Consider the following 20,166-nt stretch of genomic DNA (forward strand, 5'->3'; position numbering starts at 1 on the left):
CTCCGGGCTGCCGGCCGCGTACCCTGCACCCATCCGATGATCGATACGAAGGGGCCGCGATGCGCGTCGCACTGTTCCTGACGTGTGTCAACGACACGCTCTATCCGGACACCGGGCGCGCGGTGGTGAAACTGCTGACCAGACTGGGCGTCGACATCGACTTCCCGATGGGACAGACCTGTTGCGGGCAGGCGCACTACAACACCGGCTATCGCCATGAGGCGGAGCCTCTCGCCCGGAAGTTCTCCGATGTATTCGGTGAATACGACGCGATCGTGACGCCATCGGGGTCATGTGGGGCGATGGTGCGCGAGCTGTACCCGCGCATGGGCGAGCGGGCCCGCGCGGAGGGCCGCGGCGACGAGCTCGCGGCGACTCTGGCGCCGGTCGTGCCGAAGACGTACGAGCTGACCGAGTTCCTGGTGGACGTGCTCGGGGTGACGGACGTGGGCGCGTACTACCCGCACACGGTGACGTACCACCCGACGTGCCACGGCCTGCGCTCCCTCGGGCTCGGCGACCGGCCCTACCAACTGCTCAAGGCCGTCAAGGGACTTGACCTCAAGGAGCTGCCGGATGCGCAGGAGTGCTGCGGGTTCGGCGGCACGTTCGCGGTGAAGAACTCCGATGTCTCGGCGGCGATGGGCGAGGACAAGGTCCGCAACGCCGCGTCGTCCGGCGCCGACGTCCTGTGCGCGGCGGACAACTCCTGCCTGATGCACCTCGGCGGCACGATGTCCCGCCTGCACACCGCGATGCGCCCCGTCCACATCGCGGAGATCCTGGCGAGCACGGAAGAGGAGCCCCTGTCATGAGCGGCAGCACCTTCGTCGGCATGCCCGCCTTCCCGAAGGCCGCCCACGAGGCCGTCGGGAACACCACCCTGCGCGCCAACCTCCGGCACGCCACCCACACCATCCGCGACAAGCGGGCCAAAGCCGTCGCCGAACTCGACGACTGGGCCCTCCTGCGCGAGGCCGGCAAACAGATCAAGGACCACACCCTCCGCCACCTCGACACCTACCTCGTCCAGCTGGAGGAGTCGGTCACCGCGGCAGGCGGCATCGTCCACTGGGCCGCCGACGCCGACGAGGCCAACCGGATCGTGACCCGCCTGGTCAAGGAGACCGGCGAGTCCGAGGTCGTCAAGGTCAAGTCCATGGCCACCCAGGAAATCGGGCTCAACGAAGCACTCGAAGCAGCCGGGATCGCCGCCTACGAAACCGACCTCGCCGAACTCATCGTGCAACTCGGCCACGACCGCCCCTCCCACATCCTCGTCCCCGCCATCCACCGCAACCGCGGCGAGATCCGCGACATCTTCACCAAGGAAATGGGCAACTGGGGGCGTCCGGCCCCCGAAGGTCTCACCGACACCCCCGCCGAACTCGCCGAGGCCGCCCGCCTCCACCTGCGCGAGAAGTTCCTGCGCGCCAAAGTCGGCATCTCCGGGGCGAACTTCATGGTCGCCGAGACCGGCACCCTCGTCGTCGTCGAGTCCGAGGGCAACGGCCGCATGTGCCTCACCCTCCCCGAAACACTCATCTCCGTCGTCGGCATCGAGAAGATCGTCCCCACCTGGCGCGACCTCGAAGTCTTCCTCCAGACCCTCCCCCGCTCCTCCACGGCCGAGCGCATGAACCCCTACACGTCGACCTGGACCGGCACCACTGACACAGACGGCCCCCAGGCCTTCCACCTCGTCCTCCTCGACAACGGCCGCACCGACACCCTCGCCGACGACATCGGCCGCCAGGCCCTGCGCTGCATCCGCTGCTCCGCCTGCCTCAACGTATGCCCCGTCTACGAACGGGCCGGCGGCCACGCATACGGCTCCGTCTACCCCGGCCCCATCGGCGCCATCCTCAGCCCCCAACTCCGCGGCACAGCAAGCGAGATCGACGCATCCCTCCCCTACGCTTCGTCGCTCTGCGGCGCCTGCTACGAGGTCTGCCCCGTCGCCATCGACATCCCCGAAGTCCTCGTCCACCTGCGCGAGCGGATCGTGCAGGGCGGGCCGGCCACCCGGCACGGCAACAGGGTGGTCCTGAAGCCGGCGAAGGGGCACGCGGCTGAGCGGGCGGCCATGCGCGCGGCCGGCTGGGCGTTCACCCACCCCGGGGCGCTGCGCGCGGGCCAGCGCGTGGCCTCGCGCACGCGCCGGTTCCATCCCCGTACGCTCCCCGGTCCCGGCCGGGCCTGGAGTGCCACGCGGGATCTGCCGCCGGTGCCGGCGGAGCCGTTCAGGGACTGGTGGCAGCGCACGCACGGCAAGAAGGAGAGCGGCAAGTGAGCAGCAGGGACACCATCCTGGGCCGGGTGCGGCGCGCGCTGGGGGATGCGCCCCGGGGCGATGCGCTGGAGTCGTACGAGACGGCCGTGGACCGGGAGTACCGGCGCGAGCACGGTGCCCGGACCACCGAGGAGACCGTCGACCTGCTCGCGGAGAACCTGGCGGACTACCGGGCGATCGTGCACCGCACGGACCCTGAGGAGCTGCCCGATCTGATCATGCGGTTGCTCAGCGAGCGGTGGCCGGACACCGTGCTGGTACCGCCGGGGCTGCCGCCCGAGTGGATGTCGGCCGCCGACCCGCCGCGTATCCACGACCGCGCGGTCAGCACCGCGGCGGACCTTGATCGGTCCGGGGCCGTCGTCACCGGCTGCGCGGTCGCCATCGCCGAGACCGGGACGATCGTGCTCGACGGCTCGCCCGACCAGGGCCGCAGGCGCATCACGCTGATCCCCGATCACCACATCTGCGTCGTCCGCGTCCCGGACCAGGTCGTCTCCTCAGTTCCGCAGGCCCTGGAGCGGCTCGACCCGACGCGTCCCCTGACGTGGATCTCCGGTCCCTCCGCCACGAGCGACATCGAACTCGACCGGGTCGAGGGCGTGCACGGCCCGCGCACCCTGGAGGTGGTGCTGGTGAGCGGGGAGTGACGGACGCGGCTAGCGTGAGGGAATGATCCGGTTCGACCGAGTCACCAAGCGGTACGCGGACGGCACCATGGCCGTGGACGACCTGTCCTTCGAGGTCGGCGAGGGCGAACTGGTCACCCTCGTCGGCCCGTCGGGCTGCGGGAAGACCACCACGATGATGATGGTCAACCGGCTCATCGAGCCCACATCCGGCCGGATCTTCGTCGACGGCGAGGACATCTCCAAGGTCGACCCGGTCAAGCTGCGCCGCCGCATCGGATACGTCATCCAGCAGGTCGGCCTCTTCCCGCACCGCACGATCCTCGACAACACGGCGACCGTGCCCGCGCTGATCGGCTGGAGGAAGTCCGAGGCGCGCGCCCGGGCCGCCGAGCTGCTCGACCTGGTCGGACTCGACCCGAAGCTGTACGGCTCCCGTTACCCGGAACAGCTGTCGGGCGGCCAGCGCCAGCGCGTCGGCGTGGCCCGCGCGCTCGCCGCCGACCCGCCGGTGCTCCTGATGGACGAGCCGTTCGGCGCGGTCGACCCGGTGGTCCGCGAGCAGTTGCAGGACGAGTTCCTGCGGATGCAGGCCGCCGTGCGCAAGACGGTTCTCCTGGTCACGCACGACATCGAGGAGGCCGTCAGGCTCGGCGACCGGATCGCCGTGTACGGGCAGGGCCGTATCGAGCAGTTCGACACTCCGGGCGCGGTGCTCGGCACGCCCGCGACCCCTTATGTCGCCGAGTTCGTCGGCGCCGACCGTGGTCTGAAGCGGCTCTCCGTGACCGAGATCGAGCCGGACGACCTGGACCAGCCAGCGGTGGCCCGCGTCGGAGAACCCGCCCGCGACGCCGCCGCCCGGCTGCGTGACGAGGACGCGCGCTGGGCCGTCGTCCTGGACGCGGACGGCGATCTGCACGGCTGGGTGGGCATCGACGAGGTGTCGCTCGCGTGCGGGGACGGGCGGCTGGTCGGCGACCTGGCCCACCGCATGAACGCCTGGGTCCCTGTCGGCGCCCCGCTCAAGCAGGCGTTCGGCGTGATGCTCCAGCACGACGCGGGCTGGGTCGCGGTCCTCGACGGCGCCCGCTTCCTCGGCGTGCTGACTCCGGCGAAACTCCATGAGGCGCTGCGCCGCTCGGTGGACGCGGACGCGCAGGGCGTGGCGCGGGACGAGGTGGAATTCGAATCGGTCGCCGACGCGTGAGCGGCGCACTCGCCTGACAGGAGCTCAGGTCTTGAGCAGACCCTTCGACTCCAGGTACGAGCGCGCCACGTCCTGCGGAAGCCTGCGCCAGCTGTCCACCTGCTGGTTCATGGCGGCCAGGTCCTGTGTGGTCAGTACGGAGTTCAGCGCGCCGAGGACCTCGGCGACGCGCTCGCTGCCCGCCCGCGACCGGTTGACGACCGGCACGATGTAGTCGGCGTTCTGCAGATGCTTGTCATCGGCGAGCAGCACGAGGCCGAAGTCGGACAGGGTCGCGTCGGTCGTCGTGGTGAGCACCATCTGGTCCTTGCCGGCCTGGACCGCCTTCTTCGACTGGGTGGTGCCGACGCCTTTGGGGTCGACGCCGGTGACGTCGATGCCGTACGTCTTCTTCAGGCCCGGCTCGCAGTACGGCCGTTGGACGCACTCGTCGCCCGCCGCGAGCCGTACCTTCAGGCCGGACGCGCCGAGGTCGCTGAGCGTCCTGAGGCGGTGCTGCTTCGCGAAGGCGGTGGTCACGGCGAAGGCGTTCTGGTCGACTGCCCTGCCCGGGTCGAGGACGGTGAGCCCGCGCGGGGCGGCGAGGCCGCGCAGCGCCTTCATGGTGGCGTCGAGGTCGGGCGACCCGACGGGCGGGGCCTTGGCGCCGTTCGTCTTGGCGTTGAGCCAGTCGGCGAAGGTCGCCGCGTACTCGGGCACGACGTCGATCTGGCCGGATTCCAGGGCGGGTTCGTACAGTTCGCGGTTGGCGACGGACAGGATCTTGGTGCTGTATCCGGCCTGCTTCAGGAGCAGGGCGTACATCTGGGCGAGCACGTCGCTCTCGGTGAAGCCGGCCGTGCCGATGGTGAGGTGCTTGCTGTCGCCGGGCGGGGCGGTGACCGCGCCCTGGTTCTCCAGGGAGGGGCCGCCGGAGCACGCGCCGACCAGAAACAGAGGGAGGAGCGGGAGGAGTACGGCTGTTGCTGCGGCCCGTCGCCGTAAGGCCCTCATCAGGCCCTCCCCCGGGCGAGGGCGGGCGCGAACCGTTCGGCGAGCTCGAAGACCCCCTCGACGAGCAGCGCGAAGACGGCGACGAGGACGGCGCCCGCCACGACCTGCGGGGTGCTCGCCAGATTGAACCCGGCGGTGATGATGCGGCCCAGGCCGCCGCCGCCCGCGAGGGCCGCGATCGTCGCGGTGGCGACGAGCTGCACGGCGGCGATCCGCACCCCGTTCATGATCATCGGCAGGGCGAGGGGCGCCTCCACCTGGAACAGCATCTGCCGTCCCGTCATCCCCATGCCGCGGGCGGCCCGGACGATGTCACGGTCGACGCCGCGCATCCCGACGTAGGCGTTCGTGAGCAGCGGCGGGACCGCGAAGAGCACCAGGGCGACGACGGTGGGTCCCTCGCCGTACTTGCCGAGCGGAGTGAGCAGGAGCAGGACGAGGACCGCGAAGGTGGGGACGGCGCGGCCGACATTGGAGATGTTCACGGCGAGCGCGCCGCCCTTGCCGAGGTGGCCGAGGACGAGGGCGACGGGCAGGGCGATCAGGCAGCTGATGACGAGGCAGACGACGGTCAGGGCGAGGTGCTGGGCGAGCCGGTGCCAGATGCCGTCGTCGCCGGACCAGTGCGAGGCGTCGGCGAGCCAGTCCCAGGCGTCGGTGAGGGTCTTCACGCGTGGCTCGCTCTCGTCCAGGGAGTGAGGATCCGCTGCACCCCGAGCAGCAGCAGGTCGGCGGCGACCGCGATGACGACGCACAGCACGGACGCGGTGAGGACCTGGGCCTTGAAGAACGTGTTCATGCCCGCGTAGATGAGATTGCCGAGGCCGCCGTAGCCGACGATGGCGCCCACCGTGACGAGGGAGACGGCGGAGACCATGGCGATGCGCAGGCCCGCCATCGCGGCGGGCAGGGCGAGCGGCAGCTCCACGGTCAGCAGCAGCCTGACCGGCCCGTATCCCATGCCGCGCGCGGCCTGCCGGGTTTCTTCGGGGACCGCGCGCAGGCCCGCGAGGATGTTGCGTACGAGGAGCGTGAGCGAGTACAGGACGAGGCCCGCGACGACGAGGGACGCGGACAGGCCGTACGCCGGCAGCAGCAGCGAGAACATCGCGAGCGACGGGATCGTGTAGAGGATCGTCGTCAGCCCGAGGACGGGGCCTGCCGCGAGGGACCAGCGGCGCGCGACGACGGCCAGCGGCACGGCGAGCACCAGTGCGATCAGGACGGCGAGCGCGGTGAGCTGGAGGTGCTGGACGACCGCGTCGAGGAGGATGTGGCGGCGGGTGCTCAGGTACTCGCCGCAGATCCAGTCGTTGCGCGCCAGACAGTCGTCGGGCGGCGCGCTGCCGGGGCTCTCGGTGAGGGGTCCGCTCCATGGGGGCACTCGTCCATTCCAGTGGCAGGGGCGGACGACGGCGCGCTGGATGACCCGTACGGCGTACGGCCTCTGGTCCTGGAGACGGCGCGGTCGGGCGCCCTCGAAACGGAGTGCGCCCCGGTCAGGTGTCCTTGAAGCCGATCGACGCGTGGGTGCCGTCGCAGAACGGCTTGTTGCGCGAGGCGCCGCAGCGGCACAGGGTCACGCGGTTGCGGACCTCGTACGGCGCGCCGTCGGCGCCGGTCACCGGGATGCGCCCGCGCACCCAGATTCCTCCGCTGACGCCTTCCTGGGGGTCCTCGATGATCCCGATGGACGGCGGGAGTCCGGGCTCGACCGCGCGGCGCTCGGCGAGGTTCCAGGCGACGAGGCGCCCTGAGGGACAGTCGCCCGTCTCGCGTTCCACCACGTCGGCGCTGCCCTCCTCCTCGACGAGGTTCCACACCTGGCCGTCCGCGTCGCAGAACCGCGCGAAGGCGCACAGGGGCTGGGCGTCGGTGAGGGTGAGCTCGGGTCCGACCTGCTCGTCGGCCTGCTCCAGATAGGGCAGCCGGCTCGCGGTCTCGGTGCCGTCGAACCCGGCCCGCTCATGGCTGCGGTCGCAGAACGGCTTGTTCGCGGACTGCCCGCAGCGGCACAGCGCGTACGTCTCCTCGGTCTCGTACGTGCGCTGCTGCCACCACTCGACGGACTGGCCCCGCGCGTCGGTGACGATGACCAGCTGGATGAGAGGGACGCCGCCGGTGACGAGGTACGGCCCGTTCTCCGACACGCGTACCCCTTGCGCCGGGGCGGAGTGCGGGGCGGGGTCCTGCGCGTCCGGCATGTGGGCCCTTCCTGATGCTGCGTGCGGAGGCCCCCTGCTCCAGCCTTGCGGAGGGGGTCGCGGGGCGCCACAGGAGAGGGCCCGCGCCGGGGGCCCGCGCTGCCCGAGGACTACGAGCGGCCCGCCCTCCTCAGACCCGCGCGACCGCTGCCCGGCGCCGGACCTCCATGGCCCGGCGCCGGGCGCGGGTCGCTCAGCGTCCGGCCTGGAGCGGGTAGTGGTCCGACAGGTTGTCGTACGTGTAGCTCGTGCCCCAACTGCTCACGGTCCAGGGCTCGGTGGTCTCCTTGACCACGTTGTTGACCCACCCCGCCGGCCGCGCGTGACCCTGGACGTGCAGGACGTAGTCCAGGTCCTCCTTGGGCTCGCCCGGGTAGCGGTAGCTCGCGATCGAGTTGGTCTCGGTGTCGAACGAGTACGGATGCCCGGTCCGCGAGTCGGCCCCGACCAAGCCGCCGTCGGCGAGCATGGAGGCGTACTCCCCGCCGTGCGAGTCGACGTTCAGGTCGCCCGCCACCATGACCTGCTCGCCGGCCGGGATGTGCTTGGCGTCCAGGAAGGACTTGATGGCCTTGAACTGGAGGCTGCGGTCCTTGACCGCCTCACCGGCCCCGCACCCGGAGTCCGTGGACTGGGTGTGCGTCCCGACCACGTGCACCTTCGCGCCGTTCACGTCGAGGACGGCGTAGACGAAGCCCTTGTTGGACCACCAGTCGGAGCCGCACGCGTCCTTGTAGACGTACTGCTCCTTGTGCACGATCGGCCACTTGCTGAGCAGCGTCACGCCGCCGTCCTCGGGCGTCGTCGACGAGTACGAGCCGCCGGTGGCGTCCCAGCCCTCCTTGGACCGCCCGACGACGGGGGTCTGGTACGGGTACTGCGCCGCCGCGTTGCTCTTCAGCGCGTCGGACGTCGTGTTGTCGAACGCCTCCTGGAGCACGACGACGTCGTTGCCCTGGAAGAACGGCGCGGCCGGGATGGCCGCCGCCCGGTGCGCCTGACCCCAGTTGGGGTAGAGGTTCGTGCTCATCAGGAACGTGTTGTACGTCAGGACCTTGAGCTTCGGCGTATCGGCCGATGTCGCCGCCGACGCCTGCGGGGCGGTCAGGACCACGGAGGCGGCGGCGAGGGTGACGGCGAGGGCGGAACCGGTCGTGCGGCGGGCAACGCGGGACACGTGGCCTCCCGTTTCGTGTGGGGGAGCTGTGAGGGACGTGAGCACGCCACATCAAAGCAGCCACAGTTACTTCTGGGTAACCACCGGGTGGCCACTTTCTGCCAATCCCTTTACCCCCGTGGGCTAGCCCACGCGCCGCAGCCGTGCCGACAGGTGGTGCTGGAGCGGCATCCCGACGGCCTCCAGGTCGTGGGTGAACGTGAGCGTGCCATCGTCGGTCAGCGCGTAGCGGCGGCGCGTGGCCTTGACCTCCTTGGCGGTGGGCGTGAGCGCCACCTGGTCGGTGGAGAGGTCGACCGTGTTGCCGTCCGCGGTACCGACGGCGATCTCCGCGATGCCGGTCGGCTGCGTGATCAGCGCCTCCACCCGGCCCTCGGGCTGGAGCCGCCACCAGCCGCTCTCCCGGGCCGACGGCCGCAGCGGCGCACCGTCGGCGTCAAGCAGCCAGGCCCGGGCCTCGAAACGGAGGAACGGCCGGCCGTCATGGCTGAAGGTGATCTCCTGCGCGTACGTGAAGTCCTCCTCGATCGTGGGATATCCGCCCTGTCCGCGTCCGCGCCAGATGCCCAGAAGGCCCAGCACGGGCGCCAGCTGCGGGTGCGGGGCGGGAGCCTCGTCCGGGCTGGTGCTGTCGGGGTACGGAAGGGCGGATGCGGGGTCGTACACGGTGCGCGCTCCTGAGGTCGTGTTCTCTGCCTCGTGAAGCCTAGAGGCGTCCGGCGGATCAGGCCGGGTTCGCGGGGCCTGGCACGCACATCTGTCTCGCCCCAGGTGGCGCCCGGATCCGTCCATCGGACGTTTATCGTCGACGTGTTTGATCTTCTTACGGGCGCAGAACGGGGAGATGAACGCGTGCTCAACGAAACGGAGTTCCGGAGTGCGGACGTGCCGGCGGCGGACCGGCTGGCGTACTGGGCGGAGCGGGTCGGGCAGACCCACGCGCCGGTGCGGATGACCAGCGAGCACGCCCATGACTTCCGGGCCGTCCAGCGGGTCATCGACCTGGGTTCCGTGTCCGTGTGGCCGGCCACGTTCCAGCAGCTCGTCATCCGGCGCACGCCGAAGCTCATCCGCCGCTCCGACCCGGAGCTGTACCACCTCTCACTGCTGCTCGGCGGGACGGGGACCGGCAGCTGGGACCGCGAGGAGGCCGTGTACCGGCCGTCCGACCTGCACATCAACGACTCGTCGGTGCCGTGGGAGATCCGCACCGGCAAGGACCCGGTGACGGCCGTGGGCCTCGAACTGCCCAAGGCGCTGGTGCCGCTGCCCCGCGGGGCGGACTGCCGCTCGGTCCCGAAGCGGGTGCCGGCCGGGACGGGGATCGGTGCGCTGCTCGCGCAGTTCCTGTCCCAGCTGATCGCCGACACCGCCTGCTACCGCCCCGCCGACGCGCCCCGGCTGGGAGGTGTCGTGACCGATCTGGTCACCGCGCTGTTCGCCCACGCCCTGGAAGCCGAGAACAGCCTCCCCCCGGACACGCACCGGCGCGCCCTCCTGCTGCGGATCAAGAAGTTCGTCCAGGAGCACCTGCACGACCCGCAGCTCACCCCCGCGGGCGTCGCTGCCGCGCACCACATCTCCACCAGCTATCTGCACCGGCTGTTCGAGAACGAGGAGGCCACGGTCGCCGCCTGGATCCGCCGCCGGCGCCTGGAGGCGGCCCGTCGCGACCTCGTCGATCCGGCGCTGCGCTCCTGCCCGGTCCACGCCGTGGCGGTCCGCTGGGGCTTCCCCCGCGCGGCCGACTTCAGCCGCGCGTTCCGCGCCGCGTACGACATCACGCCGACGGAGTACCGGAGCCGGGCCGCCGCCGCGGACACGTCGCCGCGCCGCTGAGCGCGTCATGGCTCCTTGTCGCCAAGTCGACTGTGCGCGCTCGACGTAATCGCCCGCGCACCCTGTTCGGGCCGCCCCGCTCCAGGCATGATCGTCACCGTCGCCCACCCGTCGGCGGTGACCGGGGCCGACGGGATTCCCGGACCCGGAGCCCGTCTTGCGCCAGCCCAATGTCGTACTGATCTGTGTGGACCAGTGGAGGGGCGACTGCCTCTCCGCCGCGGGCCACCCCGACGTCCACACCCCTCACCTGGACGAACTCGCGGGCGAAGGCGTGCGTTTCGACCGCGCCTACTCCGCGACGCCGACCTGTGTCCCCGCCCGCGTGGCCCTGTTCACCGGCCAGTCGCAGGAGCGGCACGGCCGGGTCGGGTACCGCGAGGGTGTGCCCTTCGAGCAGGTCCATCCGGTGACGCTGCCGGGCGAGTTCCGGCGCGGCGGCTACCAGACGCAGGCCGTCGGCAAGATGCACGTCTTCCCGGAGCGCGCGCGCCTGGGCTTCGACGACGTACGGCTGCACGACGGCTATCTGCACTACGCGCGCAGGCGTCACAGCCGTAACTTCGAGTTCTTCGACGACTACGTGCCCTGGCTGCGCCGCCAGCCCGGGATGACGCCGGCCGCCGACCACGCGGACCACGGCGTCAGCTGCAACTCCATTGTCGCGCGCCCCTGGGACAAGCCCGAGGCGCTCCATCCGACGACGTGGGCGGTGACCGAGGCGATCGAGTGGCTGCCGCGCCGCGACCCCACCAAGCCGTTCTTCCTCTATCTGTCGTTCCACCGGCCGCACCATCCGTACGACCCGCCCGAGTGGGCCTTCGACCAGTACATGGCGCTCGACCCGTACGAACCGGTGGTCGGTGACTGGGTCGACGACTATGCGCCGTACCGCAAGGACGGGTATCACGAGGCGGCCGTCGGCGTGATCGATCCGCGGCTGGTCCACCGTGCGCGGGCGGGCTACTACGGGCACATGGCGCACATCGATCTGCAGATCAAGCGGTTCCGCGAGGCGCTGGTCGAGGCGGGTCTCGGGGACGACACGATGTTCTGCTTCGTGTCGGACCACGGCGAGATGATGGGCGATCACCACATGTTCCGTAAGGCACTGGGCTTCGAGGGCTCTGCACGGGTGCCGCTCCTGATGAACCTCGCGCCGTCGATGCGCGGCGACGCGGCCGGCGCGGTGGCCGACGAGGTCGTGGAACTGCGCGACGTGATGCCGACGCTGCTCGAGGCGGCGGGACTTCCGGTGCCGGACAGCGTCGACGGGCGCAGCCTGCTGCCGTTCCTGCGCGGTGAACGCCCGGACGACTGGCGGGAGTACCTGCACGGCGAGCACACCTATCTGGGGCAGTCGCTGCAGTGGGTGACCGACGGGCGGCACAAGTATCTGTGGATGTCGGGCGACGGGCACGAGCAGCTCTTCGATCTCGCCGGGGATCCAAGGGAGTTGGTGAACCTGGCGCGGCTGCCCGAGCACGCGGCGCTGCTCGAGCGCTGGCGCGGGCGGCTGATCGACGCGCTGCGCGACCGCGAGGAGGGTTTCGTGGACGGCGGGGAACTGGTCACGGGCCGGCCGGTGGTCACCGAGCTGCGGCACACCCGGGAGCGCATCGCCGCCGCGACCGGGGCCGGCTGACAGGGGGACTTCTTGTGCGGGAGATCAGGCGAACCGCACTCCGAGCCCGCCGTCCACGGCCCACTCCGCGCCCGTGACGAAGGACGCCGCGTCGGAGGCGAGGAAGCAGACCACTTCGGCGACCTCCTCGGAGGTGCCGATCCGGCCCAACGGATGGACGTCGAGCGCCTTGCGCTCGGCGTCCCGGTCCGGGTGCTGCTCGAAGTACTCGTCGACCAGTGCCGTCCTGATGTAGCCGGGGCTGACCGCGTTGACCCGTACGCCGTGCGGCGCGACCTCCAGGGCCATCGAGCGGGTCAGCCCGACGAGACCGGACTTGGCCGCCGCGTACGGGAACATGCCGGCGCAGGTCAGCTTCGCGTGCAGGGACGCGATGTTGACGATCTCCCCGCTGCCGCGCTCGATCATCGACGGCAGGGTGTGCTTCGCGCAGAGGAAGGCCGCCTTCAGGTCTACGTCGAAGACCTGGTCCCATTCGGCCTCGGTCATGGCGACCGGGTCGGCGTAGACGTTGCGCCCGGCGTTGTTGACCAGGATGTCGACCGGTCCGAGCGCGTCGGCCACGTCGTCCACGGCGTCGCCGACCGACTGCCCGTCCGTGACGTCGACCCGGCGGAAGGCGACGCGGGCACCCCTGCCGGTGAGTGCGTCGCGCAGCTGCCCTCCGGACTCCTCGTCCAGGTCGAAGAACGCCACGGCCGCGTCCTCACGCACGGCCGTCTCGACGACCGCCCGGCCGATGCCGCGGGCGCCGCCCGTCACCAAGACCACCCGGTCCGCCAACCGCCCCATCGTCACTCCTCGTTCGCTCCGCTTGCCCGGCCCTCACCCGGCCCTTGACAGCCTAGCTGCTAAGTAGTGAACCTTGCTATCGCCCCGCCCCCCGGCCGGGCCCGAGACCGAAGGTGCGAACGAGTGACCTCACGCTATGTGCTCCGACTCCAGGTGGATCCGGCCGACGATCCGACGCAGGCCGGCGACAGGCTGCTGGCCCTGGCGCGGGCGGCGCGAGCCGAGGAGATCTGCGTCTTCCTCTTCGGCCTGGAGTTCAACGACGGCCACGAGAGCCTCGACGGCGTCGCGCACTGGCTGGCGGCCACGCGCCCCTGGCGCACCCGGCTCCGCGCCGAGGGCATTGCCGTGAGCCTCAACCCCGGCCACACCGTGGGCCACGGCGACTGGGCCCGCGCACTCAAGCCCGGCCAGACCTGGCAGACGATGACCGACCAGCACGGGACGGCCGCCGCCGTGCAGGTGTGCCCGCTGGACCCCGGCTGGCGCGCGTACTTCGCGCAGACTCTCCGCCTGTACGCGGCCGAGGACGTCGACACGGTGTGGATCGAAGACGACATCCGGCTGCACAACCACCGCCCGCTCGACTGGGGCGGCTGCTTCTGCCCGCTCCACCTGGCCGAGTTCGCACGCCGCACCGGCGTCGAGACGACGCGCGAGAATCTGGTCGCGGCCTGTACCGCGCCCGGCGACCCGCACCCCTGGCGGGAGCGCTGGCTGGACTTCTGGGACACCACGCAGCGCGAACTCCTCTCGTCCTGGCGCGAGATACTCGGCGACCGGCTCGGCCTGATGTCCTCACGCACGGACTCCCACGCCGCCGAGGGCCGCGACTGGCAGTCCTGGCTGGACCTCCCGGCCCTGCACCGCCCGCACTTCTGGGGCTACTCCGACGGCGCCGGACCCGAACTTCCGCGCTCGATCCAGCAGTTGGACATGCAGCGCACGGTGCAGCCCGATAGCCTCCGCAGCTTCCCCGAGATCGAGTGCTGGCCCTACGGACACTGGAACAAGTCCTTCCGCCAGACGGGCGCCCAGATGTCCCTGGCCCACATCCTCGGCAGCGACGGCCTCGCGATCAGCCTCTACGACTTCCTCGGTAACCACCCGGACGACGAACCTCGCCGCGCCACCTTCCTCGCGGAATGGCGGGACACCTTCGACTGGCTGTCGGAGACGTTCCCGAAGACCCTGCGGACCATCGGCGTCGGCCTGCCCTGGTCGGAGCGGACCGGACGGCGCACCCGCACCGAGCGCGAGGGCTGGCGGTCGCTCGTCGTCCCGCACGGCTCATGGGCCGGACTGCTCGGCGCCGCGGGCCACGCCGTGACCGCCCGGCGCGGAGCGAGCGTCAACGCCCTGTCAGGGGAGGCGGCTTGGGCCTTCGAGGACGCCGAACTGCGCGAGTGGCTGGGCCAGGGGCTCCTGCTCGACTCGGTGGCGGCCCGGGTCCTCTTCGAGCGCGGCTACGGCCCGCTGATCGGCGTGACGGGGGCGCAGCCGTCCCCCGAGGGGTACGCCCGCGAGATCTGCACCGACCCCGCGTTCTCCCTGCGCCCCGGCTGCGCGATCTCCCTGGACACCGAGAGCTACGACCGTTCCACCGTCGTCGCGTTCGACCCCGCACCGGACGCGCGCGTCGCCAGCATCGTCCGCGACCAGCTCGATTGCGAGTCAGGCAGCGGGCTCCTCCTGTATGAGAACGCGCTGGGCGGCCGGGTCGCCGTCACGCCCTGGCCCGCGCACACCCCCGGCATGACCCTCATGAACGTCCAGCGCGAGGCGCAGTTGGGCGCCGTGCTCGACTGGCTGAACCGGGGTGCGCACGCGCGGGCCACGGGTCATCCGTGGCTCGTCACGCAGGCGTTGACGGACGCCACGAACTGGCGCGTCGTGGTGTGGAACGCGTCGCCGGACGAGGCCGACGACTTCCGGCTCCGGCTGCCGCAGGGCATGCCGGAACCACGCTCGGTGGTCCAGGTGACGGCCAGGGGCGAACGCCTCACCGCGGCCTGGCGCGACGACCGTCCACTGTTGTCGCGCCCGCTCGGACAGTGGGAGTACGTGGTGCTGAGCAGCTGACACGCCTGATACCCGCCAACACGCCGACGGTACGCTGGGCCCGCCCGGCACGTCCCCTGAAGGAGTTCCCACGTGGCAGTGCGCCGCACCACGCTGTTCGACCAGGTCGCCGGCGAGATCGTCGATCTGATCGAGGAGTCGGGGCTCGAGCCCGGCGACGACGTGCCGTCGGAGGGCGAACTCGCGGCCCGGTTCGGGGTCAACCGGCTCGTGGTGCGCGAGGCGATCCGGGTGCTGTCCGCCCGCGAGATCCTCGTGTCGAGCCAGGGCCGGCCGGCCAGGGTCAACGTTCCCTCGGCGCGGGTGTTCGGGCAGATCCTCCAATTCCGGCTGCGCCAGCAGTCGTTGGAGTTCGCGGACGTCCTGGACGCGCGCGCCGCCATCGAGGGCGCGCTGGCATCCCGCGCGGCGGCGCGGGTCGCGTCCGGCGAGGCCTCCCCCGACGCGGCGGGCGCGCTGCTCGACGAGATGGAGGACGCCGTCGAGGACCGCGACCGCTTCGTGGCCCTCGACCTCGCCTTCCACCACGAGATCGCGCGCATGGCCGGGAACGGCATGCTGGAACTCGTATTGGAGTCGCTCTCGGACATCCTCACCGCACTCCGGCTCGCCAGCTACGAAGGGCGGTCCCGCCGGGGCGACAGCCAGCGGGCGACGGTCACGGCCCACCGGCGGATCCTGGCCGCCATCGCGACCGGCGCACCGGACGACGCGGTCGCCGCCATGGCGGCGCACCTCGACGAGACCGGCGAGGATCTCGCCGTGTCTTAGGCACGGCCGCACACCTGGGTTCCCTGCGCCGTCCTGCCATGCCGATCAGCGTGTTCCCGCCGCTCAGTGCTCGCGCGAGGCCGGGTTCTGGCGCAGGACGCGCTTGAGGATCTTGCCACTGAGGTTGCGGTGGAGGCGGCAGCTGGAGGCACGCGCCGATGACGCGGCCAGGGCTACTCGCCTGTCCGCAGCAGCGCCTCCTGGACGACCGACGCGACGAGCCGGCCTTCCCGGTCCCAGAACTCCCCGTACGCCAGGGTGCGCCCGTCGCCCGCGAGGCGACTGCGGCAGGCGTACAGGAGCCAGGTGTCGGCACGGAACGGGCGGTGGAACCACATCGCGTGGTCGAGCGAGGCGAGCACGACGCCGGCAGGCCGCGGTTCCCCGTACGGTACGAGGGCCGTGGGGGCCAGCGGTGCGTCGGAGATGTACGCGAGGGCGCAGGCGTGCAGCGCGGGGCCGTCGGGAAGGGCGCCGACCGTGCGGAACCACCCGAACCGTTCGATCTGCCCCTCGTCCGCGCCGTGGACGTCCGGCACCTTCCGGTACTCCACCGCCGTGCGCAGCGGATGGGCCGCCGGACGGAACGCGAAGCCGTCGTCGAGGCCTTCGGGTCCCGGAACATCGGGCATGCCGGGCTGGCGCCAACTCCCTTCCCGCTGTGGCAGTTTGAAGGAGACGCTCATTGTGAGGGCGTCCCTGCCGCCCTGGGTGGCGGTCACCTGGCGCACGGAGTAGCTCTGCCCGTCCCGCACCACGTCGGACACGTAGCGCGCGGGACGCTCGGGCGTGACGGGGCGCAGGAAGTAGGCGTGCAGGGAGTGCACGGCGCGGTCGTCCTCGACGGTGCGGTACGCCGCGGCCAGGGCCTGGCCCACGACCACCCCGCCATAGGCGCGCCGCGGCGCGCGGCCGGCGTGGCAGTACCCCTGGAGGACACCCGAGCCGACGTCCTCCAGGGCGAGGCGCTCGCCCTTGCCGAGGGGGCCGAAGGGCTGCGCCTGCTCCAGAACTCCGTTGATCATTCGTTAAGTGTCCAGGCCACGCACCCTGCCTGTCCACCCTTCGTGATCAGCGCCCCCGGCCGCAGTTCCGGTGCCGGGATCGGGTCACCGCCGTCCCCCGGTATCAGTCGTCGATCGCCTGGTAGAGCGTGGTCCAGAAGTCGAGCATGAGATGCACCGGATCCGGGACGGACGCCCCCACCTGGGTGAGCAGGATTCCGGTGAGCTGGTTGTCCGGGTCGGCATAGGTCGAGGTGCCGCTTCCGCCGTCCCAGCCGAACTGGCCGATGGGCGCGTAGTCACCGCGGTAGGTGCGCACCGCCATCCCGAAGCCCCAGCCGCCGTGCTGCCCCTGACCGTGGGACACATGGACGTTGTCGACCGCCAACTTGTGACGGGCGGCGTGCTGTTCGGGCGAGAGACGGTTGGTGGTCATCAGCTCGACGGCGGCCCGCGACAGGATCCGTTCGCCCTCGTGCATCCCGCCGTTGAGCAGCATCCGGAAGTAGGCGTGGTAGTCGTCCGCGGTGGAGTTCAGTCCGCCGCCCCCGCCCTGGAACGCCGGCGGCGCGCTGTGGCGTCCCGTCTCGGCCTCGTCCCACACCTGGAACTCGCCGGTCCCCGGGTCGGGGGCGTACAGGGGCGGCAGCCGGTGGAGTTGGTCGGCCGGCACGTGGAACCCGGTGTCCTTCATGCCCAGCGGCTCGAAGACGCGCTCGCGCAGGAACGACTCGAACGACTGCCCTGTGACCCTGGCGACCAGCACGCCCACCAGATCGCTGCTGATCTGGTACTGCCAGCACTCTCCGGGCTGGTACATCAGCGGAAGCGTGCCAAGGCGGCGCATCCACTCGTCCGGCTCAGGCATCGGCTCCGGCAGATTGGGGGTGATCCCCTGCTCGAAGACGGCGTTCATGATCGGCGTGCCGAGCACCGTCATATCCATGCCGAGGCCGAACGTGGAGGTCAGCACGTCCCGTACGGTGATCGGCCGGCGCGCCGGCACGGTCTCGTCCAGCGGGCCGTCGACCCGCTTCAGCACCTGACGGTCGGCCAGTTCCGGAAGCCACTGGTCCACGGAGTCGTCGAGGCGCAGCCTGCACTCGTCGAGCAGGACCATCGCCGCCGCGATCGAGACCGGCTTGGACGTCGAGGCCATCCGGAAGATCGTGTCCCGGCGCATCGGCGCGCCGCCGTCGTGACGCACCGTCCCGATCGTTTCGACATGGCTCTCGTCACCCCGGCTGAACAGCGCGACAAGGCCGGGGATCTTCCCTGAATCGACATGCCGTGACAGCACGTCGTGCACCCTGTTCAACCCCGTCTTGGTGAAGCCGCCGCCCATGCCAGTCCCCATCATCAATCTCCCCACCTCAGTGTTCGATACCTGCAGCGCTCGATCTCGCGGGACCCGCGCCCGTCCGGCGCTCATGGCTTCCACGAGCGGCCCAGGCGGGCCAGGCCGCGCAGGACTCCGTCCGATCAGGTCACGCGGCTGCCCGTAGCGGGCACGCCAACTCCTCGCTGACTTGTGCCAGGCCCCCCGCAGGTTCAGCTCAGGCGATGATCCCAGAAGACAGTCCCCCTCTCCCGGGAGTAGCCAATTTTCCTGAACTCCCTTGCAGCCCACACGAGTTCCCGATTCGCTCAGCCTTGGAGCAGGCGGACTCGCCTCACGCTCGTGCGCACCCCGGGTGTGCACAGCGAGTCCGGCCGTGCCCGCCGCTCAGCTCAACGCACTCGACCGCGCGGTTTGAGCGGCGCGGGCCCCGCGGTGCGCAGCGCCCAGACGGTCAACTCGTACTGCATGAGTGGTTGCCCGGGGGCAGGCTCGATCAGCTTGGTCCATGCCGTGCGCCCCCAGCACCGACTTAAGAATCTCAGGCATATGCACGGCCTCGCCCTCTGATGCCCCGGCTGGAGTGGGGTCACCGCATGCTTCTGTGGTCAAGGTCGACTACCTCTCTGCCCGACATGCGGAAATCTATGTCGGCCGGAGTAGACATTGGGTGGTGGCGTAGTTATGGTTTCTCTCGTAGCCGAGATCAAGGAAGGCCCGGCAGAGACGAACTGCCGGGCAGCAGTACAGCAGTTCGCAGGACGGTGCGGTGGTGGAGTTTCGAAGCCAGCGTTGTTGCAGGACGGCGACGGGACTGACAACCGGACCGGGTGGCCCGCAGTGATCAGGGGCCGCCGTGAGCAGTACCGAAGTAGCAGTTCAGTAGGTGCAGTTCGCAGTACCAGCAGTGCGTTTGTCAGTAGTTCCTCGGTAAAGGCGTCGGCTGCGGGCGCGCGTGCCGGGAGGTTCGGCAGTGGGGTTCCAAGCCAGAGCAGATGCAGGACGGGCGACGGGGCTGGCTGCCGAAGGGTGGCGCCGTCGAAGGCCACCAGCAGTTCGAAGTACCAGCAGTACGCAGTTCCCCTTCAGTAGCAGTACGCAGTTCCCCTTCAGTAAGTGATTGGTTCAGAGGGAAAGAACGGAGGATCCAGGCGCCATCAGGATCGCCCGGGCGGAAGTCTTGGGCCCGGGTACCGCAGGACATCGATAGTGAGGTGGTCTCCGGTCAAGCAACCGCGATCCCCGCAACCCCGACATCAGATCGGTCGGGTCTGCGGAAACAGCAGGCCGACGAAGTAATAGGGTCGGCAGATGGTGTAGCAGTTCCTTCGGGGCCCTGGTGCCACACGGCACCAGGGCCCCTCCACGCGTTCCACAGAGAGGTGCAATGACAGCAGACGACTCGTTCGGACGTCTCGATGACGACGACTACCCCGCCTACACCATGGGCCGGGCCGCCGAGATGATCGGCTCCACTCAGGGCTTCCTCCGCGCCATCGGTGAAGCCCGACTCATCACACCGCTGCGCTCCGAGGGTGGCCACCGACGCTACTCCCGCTACCAACTGCGCATCGCCGCCCGCGCGCGCGAACTCGTCGATCAGGGCACTCCCATCGAGGCTGCCTGTCGCATCGTCATTCTCGAAGACCAGCTCGAAGAGGCCCAGCGCATCAACGCCGAATACCGCCGCGCCGCCGAATCGTCCGGCCCGCCGGCGACCTGAGGCAGGGCGCCCCGCCGCGTACCGGAGGGGCGCCCCCACACCGCGTCCGGTGCGACTCGTGGAGCGTTTCCTATGGTGACAGTGCGTGCGGGCGTGTAGCGTCTGCGTCAGCTGTCATGGTTCGGAAGTTTCCCTTCGCCCACGTCTTCGGCGTGGGCGTTGCGCTGTGCCGCAGGAACCAGGGCGATCACCTCCGCCTTCCGTGCGTTGCGGGAGGCGTACATCGACTGGAAGGCATGAGACATGGCTACGGGAACTGTGAAGTGGTTCAACTCGGAGAAGGGGTTCGGCTTCATCGCCCAGGACGGCGGCGGCGCGGACGTGTTCGCCCACTACTCCGCGATCAACTCCTCGGGCTTCCGTGAGCTCCAGGAAGGCCAGGCCGTGACGTTCGACGTCGCCCAGGGCCAGAAGGGCCCCCAGGCCGAGAACATCAACCTCGCCTGACCATCCCGACCACGGCCG

At 70.6% G+C, this 20,166-nt stretch carries 19 protein-coding genes; 10 read left to right on the forward strand and 9 right to left on the reverse strand.

What is annotated here, in order from left to right; genetic code table 11:
* The first annotated feature begins 59 nt into the window (after nucleotides 1-59).
* Genes ACWIGU_RS16765 through ACWIGU_RS16780 form a run of 4 tightly spaced genes read left to right on the forward strand, consistent with a single transcriptional unit; the run spans nucleotide 60 to nucleotide 4,132 of the window.
* Nucleotides 60-815 (forward strand): (Fe-S)-binding protein, encoded by a 756-nt coding sequence (locus ACWIGU_RS16765; RefSeq protein WP_454401513.1) that lies wholly within the window; start codon nucleotides 60-62, stop codon nucleotides 813-815.
* On the forward strand, nucleotides 812-2,293 hold the full coding sequence (locus ACWIGU_RS16770; protein ID WP_454401515.1) for a LutB/LldF family L-lactate oxidation iron-sulfur protein: 1,482 nt from the start codon (nucleotides 812-814) through the stop codon (nucleotides 2,291-2,293). Before ACWIGU_RS16765 ends, ACWIGU_RS16770 begins: the two co-directional genes overlap by 4 nt.
* The gene (locus ACWIGU_RS16775; protein ID WP_454401517.1) at nucleotides 2,290-2,943 is read left to right on the forward strand and encodes a LutC/YkgG family protein; all 654 of its coding nucleotides are present in this window, start codon (nucleotides 2,290-2,292) and stop codon (nucleotides 2,941-2,943) included. Before ACWIGU_RS16770 ends, ACWIGU_RS16775 begins: the two co-directional genes overlap by 4 nt.
* Before the next feature lie 22 nt (nucleotides 2,944-2,965).
* Nucleotides 2,966-4,132, forward strand: coding sequence for an ABC transporter ATP-binding protein (locus ACWIGU_RS16780; protein WP_454401519.1), 1,167 nt, complete (start codon nucleotides 2,966-2,968; stop codon nucleotides 4,130-4,132).
* A gap of 24 nt (nucleotides 4,133-4,156) precedes the next feature.
* Here the strand turns inward: ACWIGU_RS16780 and ACWIGU_RS16785 are convergent, their stop codons facing one another.
* From ACWIGU_RS16785 to ACWIGU_RS16810, 6 genes are all read right to left on the reverse strand, one after another.
* Entirely contained in the window at nucleotides 4,157-5,125 is a 969-nt protein-coding gene (locus ACWIGU_RS16785) for an ABC transporter substrate-binding protein (protein ID WP_454401521.1), read from the reverse strand.
* On the reverse strand, nucleotides 5,125-5,796 hold the full coding sequence (locus ACWIGU_RS16790; RefSeq protein WP_454401523.1) for an ABC transporter permease: 672 nt from the start codon (nucleotides 5,794-5,796) through the stop codon (nucleotides 5,125-5,127). Before ACWIGU_RS16790 ends, ACWIGU_RS16785 begins: the two co-directional genes overlap by 1 nt.
* Nucleotides 5,793-6,509 (reverse strand): ABC transporter permease, encoded by a 717-nt coding sequence (locus tag ACWIGU_RS16795; RefSeq protein WP_454401525.1) that lies wholly within the window; start codon nucleotides 6,507-6,509, stop codon nucleotides 5,793-5,795. Before ACWIGU_RS16795 ends, ACWIGU_RS16790 begins: the two co-directional genes overlap by 4 nt.
* Nucleotides 6,510-6,624: 115 nt before the next feature.
* Nucleotides 6,625-7,329: a CDGSH iron-sulfur domain-containing protein gene (locus tag ACWIGU_RS16800; protein WP_454401527.1), complete on the reverse strand. Its 705-nt coding sequence runs from the start codon at nucleotides 7,327-7,329 to the stop codon at nucleotides 6,625-6,627.
* A 193-nt stretch (nucleotides 7,330-7,522) separates the two neighbouring features.
* A complete protein-coding gene (gene sph, locus ACWIGU_RS16805; protein WP_454401528.1) occupies nucleotides 7,523-8,506 on the reverse strand; it encodes a sphingomyelin phosphodiesterase in 984 nt (327 codons plus the stop codon).
* Nucleotides 8,507-8,629: 123 nt separating this feature from the next.
* Nucleotides 8,630-9,172, reverse strand: a complete 543-nt coding sequence (locus tag ACWIGU_RS16810) for an FABP family protein (protein ID WP_454401530.1) — start codon at nucleotides 9,170-9,172, stop codon at nucleotides 8,630-8,632.
* 186 nt (nucleotides 9,173-9,358) lie between these two features.
* Between ACWIGU_RS16810 and ACWIGU_RS16815 the strand changes: the two genes are divergently transcribed.
* Together ACWIGU_RS16815 and ACWIGU_RS16820 are read left to right on the forward strand one after the other, a co-directional pair.
* A complete protein-coding gene (locus tag ACWIGU_RS16815; protein WP_454401532.1) occupies nucleotides 9,359-10,345 on the forward strand; it encodes an AraC-like ligand-binding domain-containing protein in 987 nt (328 codons plus the stop codon).
* 157 nt (nucleotides 10,346-10,502) lie between these two features.
* Nucleotides 10,503-11,990 carry an arylsulfatase gene (locus ACWIGU_RS16820; protein ID WP_454401534.1) on the forward strand — a complete coding sequence of 496 codons (1,488 nt, stop codon included), beginning with the start codon at nucleotides 10,503-10,505 and terminating at the stop codon, nucleotides 11,988-11,990.
* A gap of 24 nt (nucleotides 11,991-12,014) precedes the next feature.
* Here ACWIGU_RS16820 and ACWIGU_RS16825 read toward each other — a convergent pair whose 3' ends face one another.
* Nucleotides 12,015-12,782, reverse strand: coding sequence for a glucose 1-dehydrogenase (locus ACWIGU_RS16825; protein WP_454401536.1), 768 nt, complete (start codon nucleotides 12,780-12,782; stop codon nucleotides 12,015-12,017).
* A gap of 123 nt (nucleotides 12,783-12,905) precedes the next feature.
* On the opposite strand from ACWIGU_RS16825, the gene ACWIGU_RS16830 reads away from it, so the two are divergent.
* Both ACWIGU_RS16830 and ACWIGU_RS16835 read left to right on the forward strand, forming a co-directional pair.
* Nucleotides 12,906-14,864: a hypothetical protein gene (locus tag ACWIGU_RS16830; RefSeq protein ID WP_454401538.1), complete on the forward strand. Its 1,959-nt coding sequence runs from the start codon at nucleotides 12,906-12,908 to the stop codon at nucleotides 14,862-14,864.
* A 72-nt stretch (nucleotides 14,865-14,936) separates the two neighbouring features.
* Nucleotides 14,937-15,635, forward strand: a complete 699-nt coding sequence (locus tag ACWIGU_RS16835; RefSeq protein WP_454401540.1) for a FadR/GntR family transcriptional regulator — start codon at nucleotides 14,937-14,939, stop codon at nucleotides 15,633-15,635.
* A gap of 173 nt (nucleotides 15,636-15,808) precedes the next feature.
* Here the strand turns inward: ACWIGU_RS16835 and ACWIGU_RS16840 are convergent, their stop codons facing one another.
* Nucleotides 15,809-16,660 carry an acyl-CoA thioesterase gene (locus tag ACWIGU_RS16840; protein WP_454401542.1) on the reverse strand — a complete coding sequence of 284 codons (852 nt, stop codon included), beginning with the start codon at nucleotides 16,658-16,660 and terminating at the stop codon, nucleotides 15,809-15,811.
* 103 nt (nucleotides 16,661-16,763) lie between these two features.
* On the reverse strand, nucleotides 16,764-17,996 hold the full coding sequence (locus ACWIGU_RS16845) for a serine hydrolase domain-containing protein (protein WP_454401617.1): 1,233 nt from the start codon (nucleotides 17,994-17,996) through the stop codon (nucleotides 16,764-16,766).
* A gap of 1,369 nt (nucleotides 17,997-19,365) precedes the next feature.
* Between ACWIGU_RS16845 and ACWIGU_RS16850 the strand changes: the two genes are divergently transcribed.
* Together ACWIGU_RS16850 and ACWIGU_RS16855 are read left to right on the forward strand one after the other, a co-directional pair.
* Complete coding sequence (locus ACWIGU_RS16850; RefSeq protein ID WP_454401544.1) at nucleotides 19,366-19,701, forward strand: MerR family transcriptional regulator; 336 nt, start codon at nucleotides 19,366-19,368, stop codon at nucleotides 19,699-19,701.
* A 243-nt stretch (nucleotides 19,702-19,944) separates the two neighbouring features.
* Nucleotides 19,945-20,148, forward strand: coding sequence for a cold-shock protein (locus tag ACWIGU_RS16855; protein ID WP_454401546.1), 204 nt, complete (start codon nucleotides 19,945-19,947; stop codon nucleotides 20,146-20,148).
* The last annotated feature ends 18 nt before the right edge of the window (nucleotides 20,149-20,166 follow it).

The organism is Streptomyces sp. NPDC055400 (assembly GCF_053644375.1).